General features: G+C 66.1%; 20 protein-coding genes. 13 read left to right on the top strand and 7 right to left on the bottom strand.

Annotated elements, in window-relative coordinates; translation table 11 throughout:
* Positions 1 to 24 precede the first annotated feature (24 nt).
* The 5 genes from zwf to eda all read left to right on the top strand — a co-directional run bounded on the left by zwf (position 25) and on the right by eda (position 5,889).
* Positions 25 to 1,491 carry a glucose-6-phosphate dehydrogenase gene (gene zwf / locus RI03_RS09535; RefSeq protein ID WP_010216944.1) on the top strand — a complete coding sequence of 489 codons (1,467 nt, stop codon included), beginning with the start codon at positions 25 to 27 and terminating at the stop codon, positions 1,489 to 1,491.
* Positions 1,492 to 1,633: 142 nt separating this feature from the next.
* On the top strand, positions 1,634 to 2,350 hold the full coding sequence (gene pgl, locus RI03_RS09530) for a 6-phosphogluconolactonase (protein WP_010216943.1): 717 nt from the start codon (positions 1,634 to 1,636) through the stop codon (positions 2,348 to 2,350).
* Positions 2,351 to 2,378: 28 nt separating this feature from the next.
* Positions 2,379 to 4,196, top strand: a complete 1,818-nt coding sequence (gene edd, locus RI03_RS09525; protein WP_010216940.1) for a phosphogluconate dehydratase — start codon at positions 2,379 to 2,381, stop codon at positions 4,194 to 4,196.
* A gap of 113 nt (positions 4,197 to 4,309) precedes the next feature.
* On the top strand, positions 4,310 to 5,278 hold the full coding sequence (gene glk / locus RI03_RS09520) for a glucokinase (RefSeq protein WP_010216939.1): 969 nt from the start codon (positions 4,310 to 4,312) through the stop codon (positions 5,276 to 5,278).
* On the top strand, positions 5,275 to 5,889 hold the full coding sequence (gene eda / locus RI03_RS09515) for a bifunctional 4-hydroxy-2-oxoglutarate aldolase/2-dehydro-3-deoxy-phosphogluconate aldolase (protein WP_010216937.1): 615 nt from the start codon (positions 5,275 to 5,277) through the stop codon (positions 5,887 to 5,889). Before glk ends, eda begins: the two co-directional genes overlap by 4 nt.
* A 393-nt stretch (positions 5,890 to 6,282) precedes the next feature.
* On the opposite strand, the gene mltG is transcribed toward eda, so the two are convergent.
* From mltG to fabD, 5 genes are all read right to left on the bottom strand, one after another.
* Positions 6,283 to 7,248, bottom strand: a complete 966-nt coding sequence (gene mltG, locus RI03_RS09505; RefSeq protein WP_010216936.1) for an endolytic transglycosylase MltG — start codon at positions 7,246 to 7,248, stop codon at positions 6,283 to 6,285.
* Between the two features lie 7 nt (positions 7,249 to 7,255).
* The gene (fabF, locus tag RI03_RS09500; RefSeq protein ID WP_010216935.1) at positions 7,256 to 8,515 is read right to left on the bottom strand and encodes a beta-ketoacyl-ACP synthase II; all 1,260 of its coding nucleotides are present in this window, start codon (positions 8,513 to 8,515) and stop codon (positions 7,256 to 7,258) included.
* 123 nt (positions 8,516 to 8,638) lie between these two features.
* Positions 8,639 to 8,875, bottom strand: coding sequence for an acyl carrier protein (locus RI03_RS09495; protein WP_010163766.1), 237 nt, complete (start codon positions 8,873 to 8,875; stop codon positions 8,639 to 8,641).
* Between the two features lie 126 nt (positions 8,876 to 9,001).
* On the bottom strand, positions 9,002 to 9,742 hold the full coding sequence (gene fabG / locus RI03_RS09490) for a 3-oxoacyl-[acyl-carrier-protein] reductase (protein WP_010216933.1): 741 nt from the start codon (positions 9,740 to 9,742) through the stop codon (positions 9,002 to 9,004).
* A 12-nt stretch (positions 9,743 to 9,754) separates the two neighbouring features.
* Positions 9,755 to 10,690 carry an ACP S-malonyltransferase gene (fabD, locus tag RI03_RS09485; protein ID WP_026046602.1) on the bottom strand — a complete coding sequence of 312 codons (936 nt, stop codon included), beginning with the start codon at positions 10,688 to 10,690 and terminating at the stop codon, positions 9,755 to 9,757.
* Between the two features lie 184 nt (positions 10,691 to 10,874).
* Here fabD and RI03_RS09480 point away from each other — a divergent pair, with 184 nt between their 5' ends.
* Positions 10,875 to 11,237 (top strand): RcnB family protein, encoded by a 363-nt coding sequence (locus RI03_RS09480; protein WP_010216929.1) that lies wholly within the window; start codon positions 10,875 to 10,877, stop codon positions 11,235 to 11,237.
* A 63-nt stretch (positions 11,238 to 11,300) separates the two neighbouring features.
* Here RI03_RS09480 and RI03_RS09475 read toward each other — a convergent pair whose 3' ends face one another.
* Positions 11,301 to 12,011, bottom strand: a complete 711-nt coding sequence (locus RI03_RS09475; protein WP_010216928.1) for a helix-turn-helix transcriptional regulator — start codon at positions 12,009 to 12,011, stop codon at positions 11,301 to 11,303.
* 536 nt (positions 12,012 to 12,547) lie between these two features.
* Between RI03_RS09475 and rpsF the strand changes: the two genes are divergently transcribed.
* From rpsF to rplI, 3 genes are read left to right on the top strand one after another with little or no spacing between them, the layout of a single operon-like run.
* Positions 12,548 to 12,973 carry a 30S ribosomal protein S6 gene (gene rpsF, locus RI03_RS09470; RefSeq protein ID WP_026046601.1) on the top strand — a complete coding sequence of 142 codons (426 nt, stop codon included), beginning with the start codon at positions 12,548 to 12,550 and terminating at the stop codon, positions 12,971 to 12,973.
* A 13-nt stretch (positions 12,974 to 12,986) separates the two neighbouring features.
* Positions 12,987 to 13,211, top strand: coding sequence for a 30S ribosomal protein S18 (gene rpsR / locus RI03_RS09465; protein WP_010163758.1), 225 nt, complete (start codon positions 12,987 to 12,989; stop codon positions 13,209 to 13,211).
* 12 nt (positions 13,212 to 13,223) lie between these two features.
* Complete coding sequence (gene rplI / locus RI03_RS09460) at positions 13,224 to 13,829, top strand: 50S ribosomal protein L9 (protein ID WP_010216925.1); 606 nt, start codon at positions 13,224 to 13,226, stop codon at positions 13,827 to 13,829.
* 294 nt (positions 13,830 to 14,123) lie between these two features.
* Here the strand turns inward: rplI and mutL are convergent, their stop codons facing one another.
* On the bottom strand, positions 14,124 to 16,025 hold the full coding sequence (gene mutL, locus RI03_RS09455) for a DNA mismatch repair endonuclease MutL (RefSeq protein ID WP_026046600.1): 1,902 nt from the start codon (positions 16,023 to 16,025) through the stop codon (positions 14,124 to 14,126).
* 158 nt (positions 16,026 to 16,183) lie between these two features.
* On the opposite strand from mutL, the gene RI03_RS09450 reads away from it, so the two are divergent.
* From RI03_RS09450 to mrdA, 4 genes are all read left to right on the top strand, one after another.
* The gene (locus RI03_RS09450) at positions 16,184 to 17,230 is read left to right on the top strand and encodes a rod shape-determining protein (RefSeq protein ID WP_010163754.1); all 1,047 of its coding nucleotides are present in this window, start codon (positions 16,184 to 16,186) and stop codon (positions 17,228 to 17,230) included.
* A 132-nt stretch (positions 17,231 to 17,362) separates the two neighbouring features.
* A complete protein-coding gene (mreC, locus tag RI03_RS09445; protein WP_010216921.1) occupies positions 17,363 to 18,340 on the top strand; it encodes a rod shape-determining protein MreC in 978 nt (325 codons plus the stop codon).
* Positions 18,337 to 18,846 carry a rod shape-determining protein MreD gene (mreD, locus tag RI03_RS09440; protein WP_010163750.1) on the top strand — a complete coding sequence of 170 codons (510 nt, stop codon included), beginning with the start codon at positions 18,337 to 18,339 and terminating at the stop codon, positions 18,844 to 18,846. The genes mreC and mreD overlap by 4 nt, the downstream gene beginning before the upstream one ends.
* A gap of 32 nt (positions 18,847 to 18,878) precedes the next feature.
* On the top strand, positions 18,879 to 20,877 hold a 1,999-nt coding region (gene mrdA, locus RI03_RS09435; protein ID WP_037515122.1), incomplete at its 3' end, for a penicillin-binding protein 2.

The following is a 20,877-nucleotide window of genomic DNA, read 5'->3' as shown; positions in this document are numbered from 1 at the left end:
CCGTCCCCAGGAGGTTCTAGTCGCATGCCAATCCGCACGCCTGTCGGTAAACTCCTGTTGTTCGGTGCTACCGGCGATCTCGCGCAGCGCATGTTGCTGCCGTCGCTGTATGGCCTGCATGCCGACGGCCTGTTGCCCGAGGGGCTGACGATCACCGGCACCGCCCGCTCCGATCATGACGATGCGAGCTATCAGGCGTTCGCCAAGACCGCGCTCGAGAAGTTCGTCCCCAAGGACCGGATGGACGAGAAGGCGATGGCGAGCTTCCTCGAGCGGGTCGGCTACCAGCCGCTCGATGCGACCGACCTCGATCATTACAAGCAGCTCGGCGAAAAGGTCGGGGACGTGTCCGGGGGGCTCGCGATCTTCCTGTCGACCGCGCCGTCGCTGTTCGAAGCGGTGATCCGCGGTCTGGAGTCCGCGGGCCTTGCGGGCGAAACCGTCCGGATCGGGCTGGAGAAGCCGCTCGGCTACGACCTCGCATCGAGCCGCGAGATCAACGATACGGTCGCGACCGCCTTCCCCGAAGAGCGCACCTTCCGGATCGACCATTATCTCGGCAAGGAAACCGTCCAGAACATCCTCGCGCTGCGCTTCGGCAACTCGTTCTTCGAGCCGGTATGGAATGCGCGCGGGATCGACAATATCCAGATCACCATCTCGGAGACGGTCGGGCTGGAGGAACGCGCGGCTTATTATGACGGCGCGGGCGCGCTGCGCGACATGGTCGCCAACCACATGCTCCAGTTGCTCGCGCTCGTCGCGATGGAGCCCCCTGCCCGCTTCGACGGCAATGCGATCCGCGACGAAAAGGCCAAGGTCTTCCGCTCGCTCCGCACGATCAAGCCCGAGGAAGCGCCGCGCGACACCGTCACCGGGCAATATGCCGCGGGCGCAAGCGGCGGCGAGATCGTCAAGGGCTATGCCGACGAGCTCGGCAAGGCCTCGACCACCGAGACGTTCGTCGCGATCAAGGCGCATGTCGACAACTGGCGCTGGCAGGGCGTGCCCTTCTACCTGCGCACCGGCAAGCGCATGCCGACGCGGCGGAGCGAGATCGCGATCCAGTTCAAGCCGGTGCCGCACTCGATGTTCTCGAACCGTGGCGGCTTGCTCCAGCCCAACGTGCTGATCATCCGCCTCCAGCCGGAGGAATATATCCAGCTGCTGGTGATGGCGAAGGAGCCAGGGCTCGACCGCGATGGGATCCGCCTGCGCGAAGTGCCGCTCAACCTGAGCCTCGATTCGGAGTTCGCGGGCACGCGCCGTCGCATCGCCTACGAGCGGCTGCTGCTCGACCTGATCGAGGGCGACCAGACCCTGTTCGTCCGCCGCGACGAGGTGGAGGCGCAGTGGACGTGGATCGACGCGATCCGCGAGGGCTGGGTCGCGAACGACATGAAGCCGAAAAGCTATCCTTCGGGGAGCTGGGGGCCGAGTGCTGCGGTCGCGCTGACCGAGCGCGATGGCGTGACCTGGCAGGACGATTGATTTCTCCCTCTCCGGCTTGCGGAAGAGGGTGGCTGAACTGAACGAGGGGGGAGCGGGCAGTACCGCGGGCTATGGTTCGCTGCACGGCCCCTCTCCCCGACCCTCTCCCCAGGGGGGAGAGGGAGAAAAAGAGAGAAAAGACATGAGCGACGAACACGAAATCGAATGGTGGGATTATGAGAGCGCCGACGAGATGGCGGACGCCGTCGCGGGCGACATCGGCTTCATCATCGACGCGGCGATCGACGCCCGCGGCGCGGCGGTGATCGCGCTGGCGGGTGGCAAGACCCCGGTGCCGATCTACGAACGGCTCGCCAAGGCGAAGATCGACTGGAAGCGCGTGACGATCGTGCCGACCGACGAGCGCGTGGTTCCGCTGGGCGACGCACTGTCGAACGTGACGATGATCGCCAAGACGTTCCTGCCCAAGGGCGCGCGCGTGATGCCGATCGTTCCCAACGCGACCGCGGATTACAAGGCCGCTGGCCGCTCGGCGGATGCGCTGATGCAGGACCTGCACTGGCCGCTCGACCTGTGCCTGCTCGGCGTGGGGGCTGATGGCCACACCGCCTCGATCTTTCCCGGACCCGATTTCGACGAGGCGCTGTCCGGCCCGGTCGAGCGCCGCGCGCTCGGCGTGATGCCCGATCCGCTCCCCAAGGAAGCGCCGGTCGCGCGCGTCACGCTCAGCCGCGCCGCGATCGTCTCGGCGCGCGCGCTGATCATCGCGGTGACGGGTGATGCGAAGAAGAAGGTGATCGAACAGGCGATCAAGCAGGGGCCGTCTTCGTCCTACCCGATTGGACGTGTGCTTGCAGATGCGGAACTACCGGTAGATATTCACTGGGCCGCCGAGTGATCTCCAACCCCTCCCCGGGAAGATTGTCGTGACCCTTCATTCTGAAATCGCCGCCGTCACCGACCGCGTCATCACCCGCTCCAAGGCCACGCGGGATACGTATCTCACGCTTATCGGGCGTGCGCGCGATTCGCATATCGAGCGGCCCGCGATGGGCTGCGCGAATGCCGCGCATGCCTATGCCGGGACCGAGGAGGATCGCCCCGCGCTGACCGGCGGCAAGGCGATGAACATCGGGATCGTCACGTCGTATAACGATATGCTGTCGGCGCACGCGCCTTACTATCGCTACCCCGAGCAGATGAAGGTCTGGGCGCGCGAAGCGGGCGCGACCGCGCAGGTCGCGGGCGGTGTTCCGGCGATGTGCGATGGCGTGACGCAGGGCTATCCGGGGATGGAGCTGTCGCTGTTCAGCCGCGACACGATCGCGCTGTCGACCGCGATCGCGCTCAGCCACGGAATGTTCGAAGGCGCGGCGCTGCTCGGCATCTGCGACAAGATCGTGCCCGGGCTGCTGATGGGCGCGTTGCGCTTCGGGCATCTGCCGATGGTGCTGATCCCCGCCGGGCCGATGCCCTCGGGGCTTCCCAACAAGGAAAAAGCGGCGGTTCGCGAGGCGTTCGCCGAAGGCAAGGTCGGGCGCGACGCGCTGCTCGAGGCCGAGATCGGGGCGTATCATTCGAAGGGCACCTGCACCTTCTATGGCACCGCCAACTCCAACCAGATGATGATGGAGATGATGGGGCTCCACATGCCGGGCGCCGCCTTCGTCAATCCGGGCACCAAGCTGCGGCAGGAGCTGACGCGCGGTGCGGTCCACCGGCTCGCGGCGAACGGCTGGCATGGCGAGTCCTATCGGCCGCTCGGGCTTTGCGTCGACGAGAAGGCGATCGTCAACGCGGCGATCGGGCTGCTCGCGACGGGTGGCTCGACCAATCATCTGCTTCACCTTCCGGCAATCGCGGCCTGCGCCGGGATCGTGATCGACTGGGAGGATTTTGACCGGCTGTCCAAGGCGATCCCGCTGATCGCGCGGGTCTATCCGAACGGCTCGGCCGACGTGAACGGGTTCGAGGCGGCGGGCGGCATGCCGTTCGTGATCCGCGAACTGATCGCTGCGGGGATGCTCCACGGCGACCTCATGACCGTGGCGGGCGACTCGCTCGAAGCGTATGGGCGCAAGCCGGTGCTCGAAAGCGACCACCTCACTTGGGTCGATCCCGGCCCGAGCGGAGACGAGACGATCCTGCGCACCCCCGCCGCGCCGTTTGCGCCCGAGGGCGGGTTCCGCATCCTGACCGGCAACCTCGGTCGCGCGTGCATCAAGGTTTCGGCGGTGGAGCGCGATCGCTGGACGATCGAGGCGCCGGCGCGGGTCTTCCATGACCAGGCTTCGGTGCAGACGGCGTTCCAGGCGGGCGAACTCGACCGCGACGTCGTGGTCGTCGTGCGCTTCCAGGGACCACGTGCGAACGGTATGCCCGAACTCCACAAACTGACCCCGCCGCTCGGCGTGCTGCAGAACCGCGGGTTCCGCGTCGCACTCGTGACCGACGGGCGGATGTCGGGGGCGAGCGGCAAGGTGCCGTGTGCGATCCATATCTCGCCCGAGGCGCTCGGCGATGGGCCGTTGTCGCGCGTGCGCGACGGCGATGTGATCCGCGTCGATGCGGAAACCGGCGAATTGTTTGCGCGGGTCGATCCGGCGGAGTGGGCGGCGCGGACGCCGGTCACGATGCCGACCGAGATCGACGGGATGGGTCGCGAATTGTTCGGCCTGTTCCGCGCCAACGCGAACGAGGCGGAGCGCGGTGCTTCGCCCTTGTTGACGGGCATGGGCTGGTAACGATCCGCCGTGCTCCTGCGCAGGCAGGAGCCCAGAGTTACGAACGTAGCGCTTGTTACTCCAGGCTCCTGCCTGCGCAGGAGCACCCGGGGGGCAAGCCAGAGGGGAATGGAATGCAGGTCGTTGCAGTTGATATCGGCGGTACGCACGCCCGCTTCGCGCTGGCGGAGGTAGAAGGCGGTCGTGTCGTCACGCTCGGCGAGCCGGTGACCTTGAAGACCGCCGAATATGGCGGGTTCCAGACTGCTTGGGAGGCGTTTGGCGCGCAGATCGGCCAGCCGCTTCCGCGCGCGGCGGCGATCGCGGTCGCCTCGCCGATCAGCGGCGACGTGATCAAGCTGACCAACAACCCCTGGGTGATCCGCCCGCCGCTGATCAAGGAGCGGCTCAAGGTCGACAATTTCGTCCTGATCAACGATTTCGGCGCGGTCGGCCAGGCCGTTGCGCAGGTCCCCGAGAGCGAGTTCCTCCACATTGGCGGGCCGGATATCCCCTTCCCCGAGAATGGCGTGATCACCGTTTGCGGCCCCGGCACCGGGCTCGGCGTCGCGCAGGTGTTACGCGCGCAGGATCGCTATCATGTGATCGAGACCGAGGGCGGACATATCGATTTCGCGCCGCTCGACGCGCTCGAGGATGCGATGGTGAAGCGGTTGCGCAAGGCATACACGCGCGTGTCCGCCGAACGCGTCGTGTCCGGCCCCGGCATCGTCGCGATCTACGAGACGCTTGCCGATATCGAGCATCGCTCGATCACGCGGCTCGACGACAAGGCGATCTGGACCGCTGCGCTCGACGAGGGCGACAGCCTCGCCGTCACCGCGCTTGACCGGTTCTGCATGAGCCTCGGCGCGGTCGCGGGGGATCTTGCGCTGGCGCATGGATCGAACGGCGTCGTGATCGCGGGCGGGCTCGGGCTTCGGCTCAAGGACCATTTCCGCAAGTCGGGCTTTGCCGAGCGGTTCGCCGCCAAGGGGCGGTTCCAGAACCGCATGTCGACGATCCCCGTCAAGCTCATCACCTATCCGCAGCCCGGCCTGTTCGGCGCGGCGGCCGCTTATGCGCAGGAGTATACCCAATGACCGTCACGATCGCCGAAATCATGCAGACCAGCGCGGTCATCCCGGTGCTGGTGATCGACGACGCGGCGACCGCGCGTCCGCTCGCCGAGGCGCTGGTCGCGGGTGGCCTGCGCGTGCTCGAGGTCACGATGCGGACCCCCGCCGCGCTCGACGCGATTCGCGAGATGAAGCAGGTGCCGGGCGCGATCGTCGGTGCAGGCACGGTCGTCAACGCCGACCAGTTCGCTCAGGTGATGGACGCGGGCGCGGAGTTCATCGTCTCGCCTGGGCTGACCGAACGGCTGGCGCGGCCGATCATCGACAGCGGCGTCCCGTTCCTGCCGGGGATCGCGAACGCCGCGGACATCATGACCGGGCTCGATCTCGGCCTGACGCATTTCAAGTTCTTCCCGGCCGAGGCGAATGGAGGCTTGAAGGCGCTCAAGGCGCTGGCGGCACCGTTCTATCAGTGCAGCTTCTGCCCGACCGGTGGGATCACCGAGCAGAGCGCGCCCGAGTGGCTGTCGTTCGCGCCGGTGTTGTGCGTGGGGGGAAGCTGGGTAACGCCCAAGGGCGCATCGATGGCCGAGGTCGAGGCGCTCGCGCGCGCGGCGAACGGCTTGCGGGGGTGACACCCGGTCTTTGTGTCGAAACCTTGCTGCGTTGCAGCAATGAAAACTCACGCTTTAGTTAAACGCGGTATTCGACCGGTGCTTACGTTTGGATCTCCACCCCGAGGAGACAGCCGATGCACCGATCGAACGACGCAGACCGTACGCCCCCCACCGAAACCTTCCGCGGTTCCCTGCTGTTTCTGACGTTCGGGCTGGTTATGCTGGCGTTCCTCGTCGCGATCGATCGGCCCGAATGGTTCAAGCTCCGCCCGGTTTCGGGCACCGCGATCGCGATGGCGAAGGCGCCGAACTGGCGAACAAGCCGGCAGCACCGTCGCCGGTTTCGCAACGCTAGTCTCCTCCGGGCGATCCACCTGACCGGTCACCCCGGCACGCAGCCGGGGTGGCGGATCAGATCCCGTGCGCGAGCCGGTAGGCACGCCACTTGACGACGTTGGCGTTATGCTCGGGCAGCGTATCGGCGAAGACATGCCCGCCCGATCCGTCCGCGACGAAATACAACGCCTTGGATTGCGCGGGATCGAGCACTGCGTCGATGCTCGCGCGGCCCGGGTTGCAGATCGGCCCCGCAGGAAGCCCGACCATCGCATACGTGTTGTACGCATTCACCGCGCGCACCTCGGACAGCAGGATCTTGCGACCGAGCGGCTTGCCCTTGGTGATCGGGTAGATGATCGTCGGATCCGCCTGGAGCATCATCCGCTGCCGGAGCCGGTTGGCATAGACCGCCGCAACCAGGCGGCGTTCGCTCGGCTTGCCGGTTTCCTTCTCGACGATGGAGGCGAGGATCAATGCCTCGCGCGGGGTCGTCACGACCAGGCCGGGTTTGCGCTTGGCCCATGCCTGCGCAAGATAGCGCGTCATCGGTGCCTGCATCCGCGCGACCATCTGCGCGCGTGTCTCGCCGCGCTGGTACGCATAACTGTCGGGCAGGATGCTGCCCTCGGCGGGTGCCTCCGCCGTCCCGGACAGTTCGGTGGTGCGATCGAGCACCTGTTTCACCATCACCGAGGGATAGCCCTCGGGAATCACGACGAAGCGCTGGACGGTCTTGGTCCCTTGCAGAACCTTCAGGATATCGCCCTGGCTGAGCCGCGGCGGGATGCGATATTCGCCCGCCTTGACCGGCGCGTTCGATCCAAAGACCCGCGCGAGCAGGCGGAATCGCTCGGCCGAGGCGATCGCCCCGGCCTTTTCGAGCTGGAGCGAGACGGTCGCGAGGCTCGCCCCGGGTGCGACCTGCACCGAGATCGAACGATCGAGCGGGCCACGCCCGCCCCACATGTTCGCGACGCCCAGCACCACCGCTACCGCCAGCAGCAATGCGCCGAGCCCGAGGCAGCCAAGACGCCGCACCGTCGTATTAGACCGGGATCATGACGAGCGATGCATTCGTCCCGCCGAAGCCGAACGAATTGTTGAGCACCGCCTTCACCGACCGCTGCTTGGCGACATGCGGAACGAGATCGACCCCCGCGCAGCCTTCGCTCGGATTGTCGAGGTTGAGCGTCGGGGGCACGATCTGGTCGCGCAGCGCGAGGATGCAGAAGATGCTCTCCACCGCACCCGCGCCGCCGAGCAGATGCCCGATCGCGGACTTGGTCGAGCTCATCGACAGCGTGTCGATGTTGCTGCCGAACAGCCGCCGGACCGCGCCCAGCTCGAGCTCGTCGCCGAGCGGGGTCGAAGTGCCGTGCGCGTTGATATAGTCGATGTCGGAGAGTTGCAGCCCCGAGCGCTTCATCGCCATTTCCATCGAGCGAAACGCGCCCGAACCATCGGGATGCGGCGCGGTGACATGATAGGCATCGCCCGACATGCCGTAGCCGATGACCTCGGCATAGATCTTTGCGCCGCGCGCCTTGGCGTGCTCATATTCCTCGAGGCAGACGACGCCTGCACCCTCACCCATCACGAAACCGTCGCGGGCGATGTCGTAGGGGCGACTGGCCTTTTCGGGTTCGTCGTTGAACGCGGTCGACAGCGCGCGCGCCTGCGCGAAGCCGGCGATCCCAAGCGGGCAGATCGCGCCCTCGGCACCGCCCGCGAGCATCACGTCGGCATCGTCCATCGCGATCATCCGCGCGGCATCGCCGATCGAATGCGCGCCGGTCGAGCAGGCGGTGACGACCGAATGATTCGGGCCCATCAGGCCGTATTTGATCTGCACCTGCCCGGTGATCAGGTTGATCAGCCGACCGTGGACGAAGTGCGGCGAGACGCGGCTCGGCCCCTTGTTCTCGCAGACGAGCGATTCGCTCGCGATGCCGGGCAATCCACCGATCCCCGACCCGATCGAGCAACCCGCGCGATAGCGCTCGGCCTCGGTCATGTTGGTGAGACCGGCATCCTCGAGCGCCTGACCGGCGGCATCGATGCCATAGATGATGAAGGGATCGACCTGGCGCTGGACCTTATGGTCGACGCGCAAATTGGGATCGAAGCCATAGGCATGGTCGGCGGGCTTCACCTCGCACGCGATGCGGCATTTCTGGTCCGACGCATCGAACCGCGTGATCGGCCCTGCGCCCGATTTCGAGGCGAGCAGGTTCGCCCACACCGTTTCGACCTCGGCGCCAAGCGGCGTCACGAGACCCAATCCGGTTACCACAACACGGCGCATGGCCATCTCCCGTTGTATTGCTTGTCGTCCAAATGGAAAACGGCCCCCCGCCCCCGGTATATTGCCCTGGGACGGGGAGCCGCTTCTGTCGTCAGCGTTGCTGCCGCGCCCGTGGCGTGGCGCTCAGCCCTTGTGCTCGTCGATGAAGGTGATCGCGTCCTTGACGGTCGTGATCTTCTCGGCGGCATCATCCGGAATTTCGACTTCGAATTCTTCTTCGAAGGCCATCACCAGCTCGACGATGTCGAGGCTGTCCGCGCCCAGATCATCGATGAAGCTCGCATCTTCGGTCACCTTGTCGGCTTCAACGCCGAGATGCTCGACGACGATCTTCTTAACGCGGTCTGCGGTCTCGCTCATATTCCGTCCCTCTGTAGCTGGGGGTTCTTGATTCCTGAACGCACGTAGAACGGGGTTAAGGCCCTTGCAAGGGGAACCGGTACCCGAACGCGTGCGGCAACGCCGCGAACCGTGCGGCGTCTGCGCTTAGATCATGGCCATGCCACCGTTGACGTGGAGCGTCTGCCCCGTGACATAGCCCGCCTCGCGGCTGGCCAGATAGACGACTGCTGCGCCGATATCCATGCCCTCGCCCATTTTTCCCATCGGGGTCCGCGCATTGAGCGCATCCTTCTGTGCATCGGGCAGCCCGTCGGTCATCGGCGAGGCGATGAAGCCCGGCGCGACGCAGTTGACGGTGATCCCGCGGCTCGCGAGTTCCTGCGCCAGCGCCTTCGACATCGCGGTCAGCGCGCCCTTGGACGCGGCGTAATTCGCCTGCCCCGGGTTGCCGGTGGTGCCGACGACCGAGGTGATCGACACGATCCGCCCGAACCGCGCTTTCATCATCGGGCGGGCTGCGGCGCGCGCAAGCCGGAAGGCGGCCTCGAGGTTGACGCGGATCACCGCGTCCCATTCCTCGTCCTTCATCCGCATCACCAGATTGTCGCGCGTGATCCCGCCATTGTTGACGAGGATGTCGAGCTTGCCGCCCAATGCCTCGACCGCCTGCGGTACGAGCGCGTCGACCGCCGCACCGTCGGACAGGTCGCACGGCAGCGCGACGTGATCACCGTCCAGGCTGTCGCGAAATGCCTCCAGTTTGGCGACGTTCGAGCCCGATACCGCGATCCGCGCGCCTTGCGCGGCGAGCGCGCGCGCGATGGCGGAGCCGATGCCGCCCGATGCGCCCGTGACGAGCGCGGTCATTCCAGTCAGATCAAACATCATTCTTCTCCGTCACAGCGCTTTGGAAAGCGCTTCGATATCGTCCATCGTCACCACGCTGGTCGCGTCCACGTCGGGGGCGATGCGCTTGATCATCGGGGTGAGCACCTTGCCGCCGAATTCGACGAAGCGCTCGACCCCGGTGTCCGCCATCGCGAGCACCGATTCGCGCCAGCGGACCATGGCGGTGACCTGTTCGACCAGCAGCCGGCGGATCGTGTCGGCGTCGGCCACGGGGGCTGCGGTGACGTTGGCGAACACGGGCACGAGCGGCGCATCGACCCGCGCATCCGCAAGCGCGCGCTCCATCGCATCGGCGGCGGGCTGCATCAGCGGGCAGTGGAACGGCGCGGAGACCGGGAGCAGCACCGCGCGCTTGGCGCCCATTTCCTTGGCGAGCGCGATCGCACGCTCGATCGCACCGCGATGCCCGGAGATGACGACCTGCGACGGATCGTTATCGTTCGCGACGGTGCAGACTTCTCCTTCGGCCGCGGCTTCGGCAATCGCGCGCGCCTTGTCGACGTCCGCGCCGAGCAGCGCCGCCATCGCGCCGACCCCGACCGGGACCGCCGCCTGCATCGCCTGCCCGCGCAGCTTGAGCAGCCGCGCCGTGGTCGACAGGTCGATCGCGCCCGCTGCGCACAAGGCGCTATATTCACCGAGCGAATGGCCCGCGACATAATCGGCCTTGTCGGCAAGGCGGATCCCGCCCTCCTGTTCGAGCACGCGCAACGTGGCGATCGCATTCGCCATGATCGCGGGTTGCGCGTTTTCGGTCAGCTGGAGCTGGTCCTCGGGGCCTTCGGTCATCAGCCGGAAGAGATTCTGGCCAAGCGCATCGTCGACCTCCTGAAAGACCGCGCGCGCGACCGCACTCGATTCCGCCAGCGCGCGGCCCATGCCGACCACCTGACTACCCTGTCCCGGAAAAACAAACGCCCGCATCGCATCACTCCTTTGTCCGCGCGGTTAGGCCCGCGAGCGAAGCGGCGTCAACCTGAACGGGCCCGGACCGGCCGGGACATCTTGCGACCAATTCGCGTTCTTGTCGGTACGGATGTGCGACATGCGCATCCCAAATAGGTCTCGACGCCGGGAGCAAGGCGCCGTCCAAACCAAGGAGTTTGTCATGAAGAAGCTAATCCTAGCGCTGCTCGCTACAGCCGCTGCCGCCAGCCCGATCGCCGCGACCAGTGCCGAGGCACAGCAGCGCGAAACCCGCACGGTGGTCCGCGAGCGGCCCAACGGCACGGTCGTGACTCGCCGCACGACGACCAACGCGCCGCAAAATCGCCGCTGGGCGCGCGGGCAGAAGTTCGACCGTCGCTACGCGCAGAACTACCGCGAGATCAGCGACTGGCGTGCGTATCGCGGTCGCCGCCTCTACGCCCCGCCGCGCGGCTCGCGCTGGGTTCGCTCGGGCAATGACGCGGTGCTGATCCGCACCAATGGCGGCGTCATCGGCGCAGTGCTGAGTGGTGCGTTCAACTGATCGAACGAGGGCTGTGACCGACGGTTCGTCGGGCACAGCCCTCGCCTCCCCGGGGGGGTGACGTCAGTGCCGGACCCGCATCCCGGAGCGGCGAATGACACCGTGGTCCAGATTTTGCCCGGTGCCGAAACCGGGTGCCTCCCCGCCGGTCGCCCACGGATCGTGCAGCGCCGCCGTTGCGAGCAGCGTCGCGACCAGTTCGACCTGGCGGCTCGTGCCGGTCTTCGAGAAAATCGACGATAGCTGCTTTCGAACCGTAGCGACCACGGAGCCGCGCAATCGCGCATGGGTCGTCAGCGACCGCCCCATCACGAGACTTTGGGCGAGGGCGGTTTCGCTCGCGGTCAGCAGATAGACGCGGGACGGAACGAGCATTTCCGATTCGGCCCAGGCAAGCAGGTCCCGCACCACCAGCTTCGTCCGGCTCGCCGCCTGGTACGTTCCGCTTGCCGTATCGTGCGCAATCAGCAGGGCATGACGGACGCCGGTAGTATCGGTCACCGAGACCATCACCACATCGCCGGCGCGTTCGGTCAGTGCGGTGCTGAACTGCGTGGACAAGTCCCGCGACGCCCCGAGCAGCGGCTGCCCGAGCGCGCCGTGTAGCAGGTTCTGGCGTGCCAGCATGTGCTGGCCGACCGCATTCGATCCGAGCAGAAGGCCATCGGCATCGAGGTCGAAGGTCGCCAGATACCGGTCCGACGTCGGAGTATGGATGTTGCACGCCTCGAAGAGCTGCAAATGGTCCGTTCGAAAGCCGACGCGCGCGGTCATCGCACTGGGGTCCCTTCAGCCAGCCCGAACGAAAATGACGGCTCCAGCGCCCCTGGCACTGGTCCCTCTAATCGATGTGCAGCCATTGCTGCCCCCCTTTCCTGGTCGACCCGGTTCTGTAGGAAGTTGGCGCTCCAGAAGCAGCCCGCGACAAACCCTACCGAGAACAGGGCAGCGCTCACAATTACTGAAAGTAATAGGATCATTGAGGATCACCTCCCGACGATCATACTTACCTTTTTTGGTATTGAAGGAGAATACTGCAAACACCGTATAGTTAATACTTAGGATTGGGTATGAGCCAATCCACATCGCTTTATCGTACTGTTGTCCTTGCGTTTTCGATGCCAGACATGATTAATCCGAAGCGGGTAAGACGCGGAACAAAGCGCTTGTGTGCGTCGGAAGGTTCGGGCAAAGGACACGCCCGTGCTGCGGCCAGAAATGGTCGTCGTATGTGATTCCCGAGACGACAGCCGGAGGGGCGTCCGCATGGTGCGGCGTCAGCGATCGGCCAAAAGAGAGAGACGAGACACATGGCTCTATACGAGCACGTGTTCCTTGCGCGCCAGGATCTGGCACAAGCGCAGGTGGACGCCCTGGCGGAAACCGCCACCAAGATCGTGAACGATAACGAAGGCCGGGTCGTCAAGACCGAGAGCTGGGGCCTGCGTAGCCTGGCGTACAAGATCGCCAAGAACCGCAAGGCGCATTACGTGATGCTCGAAATCGACGCCCCTGCCGGCGTCGTCGCCGAGCTCGAGCGCCAGACGCAGATCAACGAAGACATCATCCGCTACATGACCGTCAAGGTCGACGCGCTCGAAGAGGGCCCGACCGTGATGATGCGCAAGTCCGAGCGCGACCGTGAGCGTCGTGGCGACCGTGAAGGTGGCCGTGAAGGCCGCGGCGATCGTCCTGACCGTGGCGACCGCCCGCGTCGTGACTTCGATAGCGAATAAGGACGTATAGACCATGGCACGCCCATTTTTCCGCCGCCGCAAGAGCTGCCCGTTCTCCGCAAAAGACGCGCCCCGGATCGATTACAAAGACGTCCGGTTGCTCCAGGGCTTCGTGTCCGAGCGTGGCAAGATCGTCCCGTCGCGTATCACTTCGGTGAGCGCAAAGAAGCAGCGCGAGCTCGCCCAGGCGATCAAGCGTTCGCGTCATCTGGGCCTTCTGCCCTACATCGTTAAGTAAGGAGCGGCTGAGATGGATGTCATCCTGCTGGAACGTGTCGACAAGCTCGGCAACATCGGCGACGTCGTCAAGGTGAAGGACGGGTTCGCCCGCAACTTCCTCCTGCCGAACAAGAAGGCGCTTCGCTCCAACGAAGCCAACCGCAAGGTCTTCGAAAAGAACCGCGAGAACATCGTTGCTGAAAATGCAACGCGTCGTGCGGAAGCGGAAGTCGAAGCCAAGGGCATCGACGGCACGACCGTGACGTTGATCCGTCAGGCGTCGAACACCGGCCAGCTGTACGGCTCGGTTGCTGTGCGCGATCTGATCGAGATCCTCGAGGCCGAAGGCCACAAGGTGTCGAAGTCGGCGATCGTGCTCAACAAGCCGATCAAGGCCATCGGCCTCTATGAGGTCAAGGTTTCGCTGCACCCGGAAGTGTCGGTGACGATCAAGGTCAACATTGCACGCTCGCCCGAAGAGGCGAAGATGCAGGCCGAGGGCGTCAACGTCATGGAAGCCATGTTCGAAAAGGACGAGGCTGGCTTCGTTGAGGATTACGATCCCAACGCAGAGCCCGGTGCGACCGCCGAGGTCGCCTCGAACCAGGACGACGCCGAGGCACCTGCCGCAGCGTAAGTCATTCGGTTACGATACGAAAAGGGCCGTCCGGAGTGATCCGGGCGGCCCTTTTTCTTTGCGCTAAACTTTCGCCCGGCTGGAGGGAGTGGGATTCAGCCGGTGACGGCGCATGCCCCGACGAGGGCTGCGAGCGGGATGAGCGCGAAGACGATGGGAAGAACTTTGGTCATCAGGCGGTCCGATACGGCGATGGGGGCTGTTGCGGGTAAAATGCGCCGCATCGCATTTGTTTCCGCAGGATGAACGAAAGCCTGCTTTGTACTTCCAAACGAAAGCTTGCCCCGCGCCTCGCTACTTCCGTCCGAACAGCCGTTCGATGTCGCCATGCGCCAGCTTCACCCAGGTTGGCCGCCCGTGATTGCACTGCCCCGAATGCGGCGTGACTTCCATTTCGCGCAGCAGGGCGTTCATTTCGGCAACCGACAGGATCCGCCCTGCCCGTACCGATCCGTGGCACGCCATCGTCGCGGCGACGTGATCGAGTCGCTCGCGTAGCGACAGCGCCTCGTCGAAGGCGGCGAGTTCGTCGGCGAGGTCGGTGACCAGACCGGTGACGTCGCTTTGCCCGAGCATCGCGGGCACACCGCGCACCAGCATCGCGCGCGGGCCGAAGCGGTCGAGGTCGAGGCCGAATTCGCTGAGCTCGTTTGCCCGCGCCTCGAGCCGGTCACAGGCGGACTCGTCGAGTTCGATCACTTCGGGGAGGAGCAGCGCCTGGCTGGCGACCCCGCCGGACGCCATCGCCTTGCGCATCCGCTCGAGCACGAGGCGCTCGTGCGCGGCGTGCTGGTCGACGAGGATCAGGCCGTCCTGTGCTTCCGCGACGATATAGGTCTTGGCGACCTGGCCGCGCGCGACGCCGAGGGGGTAGGCGACGGTTTCGGGCGGTGGGGCGTAGGCGGGTTCGGCGCGGGCGAGCGGGGGTGGGGTGAAGAAGGTGCGGCGGTCGTTGAGGGAGTAGGAGCGGTGATCTATTCTTAGCCCCTCCCCTTCAGGAGTTTCAGGTGAATAGCCCCCCGGGCTATTCAGGTCAGGCTGGGAGCCTGACCGACCTGAAACTGGGTTGGGGGTGGGGGATGTCTCACCGAGCCGGAGTTCTGCTGGACTGCCCCACCCCCACCCCTCCCCTGAAGGGGAGGGGCTATTCTCGCTGGTCCACGCCGCCAGCGCACTCTCGGTCGGGCGCTGGCTGCGATGCCCCGCTTCATCCAGCGCCCGGCGCAACCCGCTGACGATCAACCCGCGCACCAGCGCCGGGTCGCGAAACCGCACCTCGGTCTTCGCCGGATGGACGTTGACGTCGACCGCATCGGGCGGAACGTCGAGGAACAGCGCCACCACCGCATGCCGGTCGCGCGGCATCATCTCGGCATAGGCCCCGCGAATCGCGCCGATCAGCAGGCGGTCCTTCACCGGACGCCCGTTGACGAACAGATATTGATGATCCGCAATCCCGCGATTGAAGGTCGGCAAGCCTGCGATGCCCCCCAGCCCGATCCCCTCGCGGACGAAGTCGATCCCGACGCCGTTCTCGACCAGCCCGCGGTCGGTCAGCCCGGCGACCCGGTCGGGCAAGGTCTCGCCCGCGCTGACCGAGAGCGACCGCCGTCCGTCATGCTCGACCGAGAAGCCGATGTCGGGCCGCGCCATCGCTAACCGCCGCACCACGTCCATGCACGCCGCGAACTCCGCGCGCGGCGAGCGCAAAAACTTGCGTCGTGCTGGCACGCGCGCAAACAGCGCCTCGACCCGTACGCGAGTCCCCGGCGGGATCGCGGCCGGGCCTTCCGACTCCAGCACGCCATTGTCGATCACGCGTGACCAGCCTTCCGCGCCGGGCACCCGGCTCTCCAGCGTCATCCGCGCGACGCTCGCGATCGAGGGCAATGCCTCGCCGCGAAACCCGAGCGTGCTGACCGCTTCGATCGCCCCATCTACCAGCAAACTGTCGGGGAGCTTGGAGGTCGCATGCCGCTCCAGCGCGAGCGCCATGTCGGACGGTTGCATCCCGCACCCGTCGTCGGTGACCTCGACCAGATCGGTCCCCCCGCCGGCCAGCCGCACCGCGATCCGCGTCGCGCCCGCGTCGATGGCGTTCTCGACCAGCTCCTTCAACGCGCTGGCTGGCCGTTCCACCACTTCACCGGCAGCGATACGATTGACGAGATGTTCGGGGAGGCGGCGTATTGACATGCCTTAAGCTCTAGCCCAAGCGACGCCATCCCGCGAGCCGTATCCGTGACTTAACCAGAGCGTGGGCGTCGCTCTGAAAGCCACGGGTTTAAGCATGTCGCGGGGGCGAAATGCGACCTGCCGGAAGCCTCCGCACCCGGCGTGAAACGGAACGATCCATGGGCTTTTTCTCGAATCTCTTTCGCTTCTCCTCGCACGACATGGCGATCGATTTGGGGACCGCCAATACGGTCGTCTATCTGCGCGGCCGCGGCATCGTGCTCAACGAACCCTCGGTTGTCGCGGTCGAGACGCTGAACGGCGTCAAGCGCGTCAAGGCAGTCGGTGACGACGCCAAGCTGATGATGGGCAAGACCCCCGACAGCATCCAGGCGATCCGCCCGCTTCGTGACGGCGTCATCGCCGATATCGACGTGGCCGAGCAGATGATCGCGCACTTCATTCGCAAGGTCCACGGCGGGCAGCGGCGCTTCATGCGCTGGCCGCAGATCGTTATCTGCGTTCCCTCGGGTTCGACCTCGGTCGAGCGCCGCGCGATCCGCGATGCCGCGTCGAACGCGGGCGCCTCGCAGGTCTGGCTGATCGAGGAGCCGATGGCCGCCGCGATCGGCGCGGACATGCCCGTCACCGAGCCGATCGGCAGCATGGTCGTCGACATCGGCGGCGGCACGACCGAAGTCGCGGTGCTGTCGCTGCGCGGTCTCGCTTATACCACTTCGGTGCGCGTCGGCGGGGACAAGATGGACGAGGCGATCGTCTCCTATGTCCGTCGCAACCACAATTTGCTGATCGGCGACGCGACCGCGGAGCGGATCAAGCAGGAAGTCGGTGTCGCCAAGCCGCCGCTCGACGGGATCGGCCTGACGATCCACGTCAAGGGGCGCGATCTCGTCAACGGCGTGCCCAAGGAAATCCAGATCAACCAGGGCCAGATCGCCGAGGCGCTCAGCGAACCGGTCGGGCAGATCGTCGAGGGTGTCCGCATCGCGCTCGAGAATACCGCGCCCGAACTGGCGGCGGATATCGTCGATCAGGGGATCGTGCTCACCGGTGGTGGCGCGTTGCTCAAGGGCATCGACGAAGTGCTGCGCGACGAGACCGGCCTGCCCGTCACGATCGCGGACGACCCCCTCACCTGCGTCGCGCTCGGCACCGGGCGTGCGCTCGAGGATCCGATCTACCGGGGTGTGCTCCACAGCGCGTGAGCGGTGCGGGCACGACACACGGACCAACACGGCTGTCGAGCGAGATGGGTGCGCGAATCCCTACTCAGCGCGGACGGCCCTCGCTACAGACGGTAGCATCAGGCGGCCCTTGGGCCTTTGGATGGGGGTAACATGGCGCCGCCTCGCAATCGGCGCCCGGGTTTTTCGCGGCGGGCGCAATATGGTTTGTTTCTCGGCTATGTGATCGCGGTTGCCGGGTCGCTGGTGGCTGCGGTGTTGCTTGCGTTGTCGGCGATCGATCCGCCCGCGTTCGCGGTGCTGCGCGCGACGGTGGCGGAAGTGACGACGCCGATGTCATCGGGGCTGTCGGCGGTCGGCCAGTGGTTCGGGTCTATTCCGGGCGGGATCGGCAGCTATGTCGGTGTCCATGACGAGAACAAGCGCCTCCACAAGCAGCTTGCCGACCAGCACGCCCTCTACATGCGCGCGCGTTCGCTGGTGTATGACAACCGCCGGCTCACCGCCTTACTGCGGCTGCGCGAGCGGATCACCGAACCCGTCGTCACCGCGCGGCTGGTCAGCTCCTCCGCCACGAGCACGCGTCGGTTTGCGGTGCTCAATGCCGGGTCTTGGCAGGGTGTCGCCTCGGGCCAGCCGGTGACCGGGCCGGACGGACTCGTCGGGCGCGTGCTCGAAACCGGGCCGAACAGCGCGCGCGTGCTGCTGCTGACCGATGGCGAAAGCGTCGTGCCGGTGCGGCGCACCCGGGACGGTTTGCCCGCGCTTGCCGCCGGGCGGGGCGACGGACTGGTCGATATCCGGTCGGTCGCGATGTCAAACGCGGGCTTCACCCCGGGCGACGTGTTCGTGACGTCGGGGATCGGCGGGATCTATCCGCCCGACGTTCCGGTCGCGCGTGTCCTGCGGCACGGACGCGACTCCGCGCCGGCGCGCAGCTATTCGCAGCCCGACACGCTCGACTATGCGATGGTGCAGCGCGCCTTCATGCCGCCGCTACCGCCAACGCCGGTGCCGGTCCCAGTGGCGAAGCCCATCCCTGCCCCCAAGCCGTCGAAATCGGCAAAGCCGCGTTCCGCGCCAGATTCTGCTCCTGCTCCTGCGCCTGCCGCGAGCGCTGTTGCGCGATGAGCCAGATTCGCGGCCCTTTCGACGAGCCACCCGATACGAGCCTGACGCGGTTCGTCCCTGCTCTGTCGATCGTCATCGCATCGACGCTGACGGTATGGCCGATCATCGCGAGCTTGCCCGTGATGCCGCCATTCGGGTTGCTGATGCTGCTCGGCTGGCGTTTGTCGCGGCCGCTCAGCCTGCCGGTCTGGGCGGCGTTGCCGCTTGGGCTGTATGACGATCTCGTCAGCGGACAGCCGCTCGGCAGTGCCATGCTGTTCTGGACGTTGTGCTTTTTCATGATCGACCTGATCGACCAGCGCATCGTGTTTCGCGACTTCTGGCAGGACTGGCTGATCGCGGGAAGTTCGATCGCCTTCTGCCTGATCCTCGGTCGTTTCGTCGCTTCACCGCTTGGCGCGCACGTCGACACGCTTTTGCTGCTGCAGATCGCCGTTGCGACCTTGCTGTTTCCCCTCGCGACGCGCATCTGCACGATGCTGGCGCGCGAGGAGGAATCGGCGTGAACGGGCCGACTTTCGGCAATTCGAACAAGGTGATGACCGAGGCGGCGCAAAGCTTCAGCTTTTCGCGCCGCGCGGTGCTGCTGGGTGCTGGCCAGGGCGTGTTCGGGCTCGCGCTCGCGGGACGGATGGCGTGGCTCGCGATCGCCGAGAATGAGCATTATACCAATCTGTCGGAAAGCAACCGCGTCAACATGACGCTGGTCCCGCCGAGGCGCGGCTGGATCGTCGATCGCCACGGCGCGCCGATCGCCAACAACCGTACCGATTTCCGCGTCGACATCATCCCCGACCGGCTCGAGGACAAGGATCGCGTGCTCGCCTTGCTGCGCGACCTGCTCAAGCTTCAGCCAGAGGAAATGGACCGGCTTGTCGCCGACCTCGCGCATGCGGCGGGGTTCCAGCCAGTGCAGGTCGCCGAGAATCTCGACTGGGAGCGGTTCGCCGCGGTCAGCGTGCGGCTGCCCGAACTGCCCGGCGTCGCCCCGACGCGCGGGTTCTCGCGAAGCTATCCGGGGGGCGCAGCGGTCGCCCATCTGACCGGTTATGTCGGTGCCGCCTCGGCCGAGCAGTATAAGGAAACGCGGGACCCGCTGATGGTCACACCGGGCTTCAAGCTTGGCAAGGATGGTCTTGAAAAGACGCTGGAAAAGACGCTCCGGGGCGTGGCGGGGCAAAAGCGCGTCGAGGTGACCGCGCGCGGCAAGCTGGTCGCGGAGCTTGCAACCAGACCCGATCAGCCGGGCCAGAACGCGCGGCTGACGATCGACGCCGGCTTGCAGGAATATGCCGCGCGGCGGCTCGGGACGCAGTCCGGGTCTGTCGTGGTGATCGACTGTACCAATGGCGAGATGCTCGCGATGGTGTCGATGCCCGCCTACGATCCCAACGCCTTCTCCGACGGGATCAGCCATCTCGAATGGAAGATGCTGTCGGACAACGACCATGTTCCGTTGATGAACAAGGTCCTGCAAGGGCTGTATCCGCCGGGATCGACCGTCAAGCCTATGAACGGGCTGGCGCTGCTCGGTGCAGGCGTTCCCGCGTCGGAACGGGTGTTCTGCAGCGGCGCCTTGCGGGTCGGCACCGGCGTGTTTCACTGCCATCTCAAGCGTGGGCACGGTGCGCTCGATCTCAAGAATGCGATCATGCAGAGCTGCGACATCTATTTCTACGAGATGGTGCGCCGGCTGGGGTATGATCATGTCGCGCCGGTCGCGCGGTCGCTCGGGCTCGGGCAGAAGTTCGATATCCCCTTCCGCAGCCAGCGCTATGGCACGGTGCCGGACGCGGCGTGGAAGTTGCGGCGCTACAAGCAGTCGTGGACCGTCGCGGACTCGCTCAACGCATCGATCGGCCAAGGCTATGTGCTCGCCAACCCGCTCCAGCTTGCGGTGATGGCGGCGCGGCTCGCCTCCGGGCGAGCGCTCCAGCCGAGCCTGCTGACCGGCCACGTCCATGCGGACGCGCCCGCGCTGGCGGTCCAGCCCGATCACCTCCGCACCGTCCACGAGGCGATGTGGGGCGTCGTCAACGGCGGCGGCACCGGGGGGGCGGCGAAGATGCTGATCCCCGGGGTCGCGCTCGCGGGCAAGACCGGCACCGCGCAGGTCCGCCGGATCACCATGGCAGAGCGTGCGGGCGGCGTGCTCAAGAACGGGCAATTGCCCTTCAAGATGCGCGACCACGCCTTGTTCCAGGGGTTCGCCCCGCACGACAACCCGCGCTACGCGATTGCCGTGGTGCTCGAGCATGGCGGCCATACCGTCCGCAACCTCGATACCCCGGCGATCGCGCGCGATATCATGACGTGGCTGTTCGACCGCGACCGTGCGCTCGCGTCGCTTGCCGAGTCGGAGCCGACCTGGGGCGGCGATATCCGGACACGGATTGCGGCGGAGAGCGCGGCCTATCGCGCCGCCGCCAACGCCCCGCCACCCGCGATCGGCGCGCAGACCGAGCGCAACGCGACCGCGCCCACCGATGCGCCCGCCGTCCGCGCCGCCGCCGACGCCGACGTGGCGGCGGCGGAGG

Source organism: Sphingomonas sp. PAMC 26621, assembly GCF_000251145.1.
Taxonomy (GTDB): domain Bacteria; phylum Pseudomonadota; class Alphaproteobacteria; order Sphingomonadales; family Sphingomonadaceae; genus Sphingomonas.
The sequence above is the reverse complement of the archived record's forward strand: the minus strand, read 5'-3'. Positions and strand labels throughout refer to the sequence as shown.

Coding starts and splice junctions, on each gene's coding strand:
- zwf (WP_010216944.1), top strand. CDS start 25: ATGCCAATCCGCACGCCTGTCGGTAAACTCCTGTTGTTCGGTGCTACC.
- pgl (WP_010216943.1), top strand. CDS start 1,634: ATGAGCGACGAACACGAAATCGAATGGTGGGATTATGAGAGCGCCGAC.
- glk (WP_010216939.1), top strand. CDS start 4,310: ATGCAGGTCGTTGCAGTTGATATCGGCGGTACGCACGCCCGCTTCGCG.
- eda (WP_010216937.1), top strand. CDS start 5,275: ATGACCGTCACGATCGCCGAAATCATGCAGACCAGCGCGGTCATCCCG.
- fabF (WP_010216935.1), bottom strand. CDS start 8,515: ATGCGCCGTGTTGTGGTAACCGGATTGGGTCTCGTGACGCCGCTTGGC.
- RI03_RS09495 (WP_010163766.1), bottom strand. CDS start 8,875: ATGAGCGAGACCGCAGACCGCGTTAAGAAGATCGTCGTCGAGCATCTC.
- fabG (WP_010216933.1), bottom strand. CDS start 9,742: ATGTTTGATCTGACTGGAATGACCGCGCTCGTCACGGGCGCATCGGGC.
- fabD (WP_026046602.1), bottom strand. CDS start 10,690: ATGCGGGCGTTTGTTTTTCCGGGACAGGGTAGTCAGGTGGTCGGCATG.
- RI03_RS09480 (WP_010216929.1), top strand. CDS start 10,875: ATGAAGAAGCTAATCCTAGCGCTGCTCGCTACAGCCGCTGCCGCCAGC.
- RI03_RS09475 (WP_010216928.1), bottom strand. CDS start 12,011: ATGACCGCGCGCGTCGGCTTTCGAACGGACCATTTGCAGCTCTTCGAG.
- rpsF (WP_026046601.1), top strand. CDS start 12,548: ATGGCTCTATACGAGCACGTGTTCCTTGCGCGCCAGGATCTGGCACAA.
- rpsR (WP_010163758.1), top strand. CDS start 12,987: ATGGCACGCCCATTTTTCCGCCGCCGCAAGAGCTGCCCGTTCTCCGCA.
- rplI (WP_010216925.1), top strand. CDS start 13,224: ATGGATGTCATCCTGCTGGAACGTGTCGACAAGCTCGGCAACATCGGC.
- mutL (WP_026046600.1), bottom strand. CDS start 16,025: ATGTCAATACGCCGCCTCCCCGAACATCTCGTCAATCGTATCGCTGCC.
- RI03_RS09450 (WP_010163754.1), top strand. CDS start 16,184: ATGGGCTTTTTCTCGAATCTCTTTCGCTTCTCCTCGCACGACATGGCG.
- mreC (WP_010216921.1), top strand. CDS start 17,363: ATGGCGCCGCCTCGCAATCGGCGCCCGGGTTTTTCGCGGCGGGCGCAA.
- mreD (WP_010163750.1), top strand. CDS start 18,337: ATGAGCCAGATTCGCGGCCCTTTCGACGAGCCACCCGATACGAGCCTG.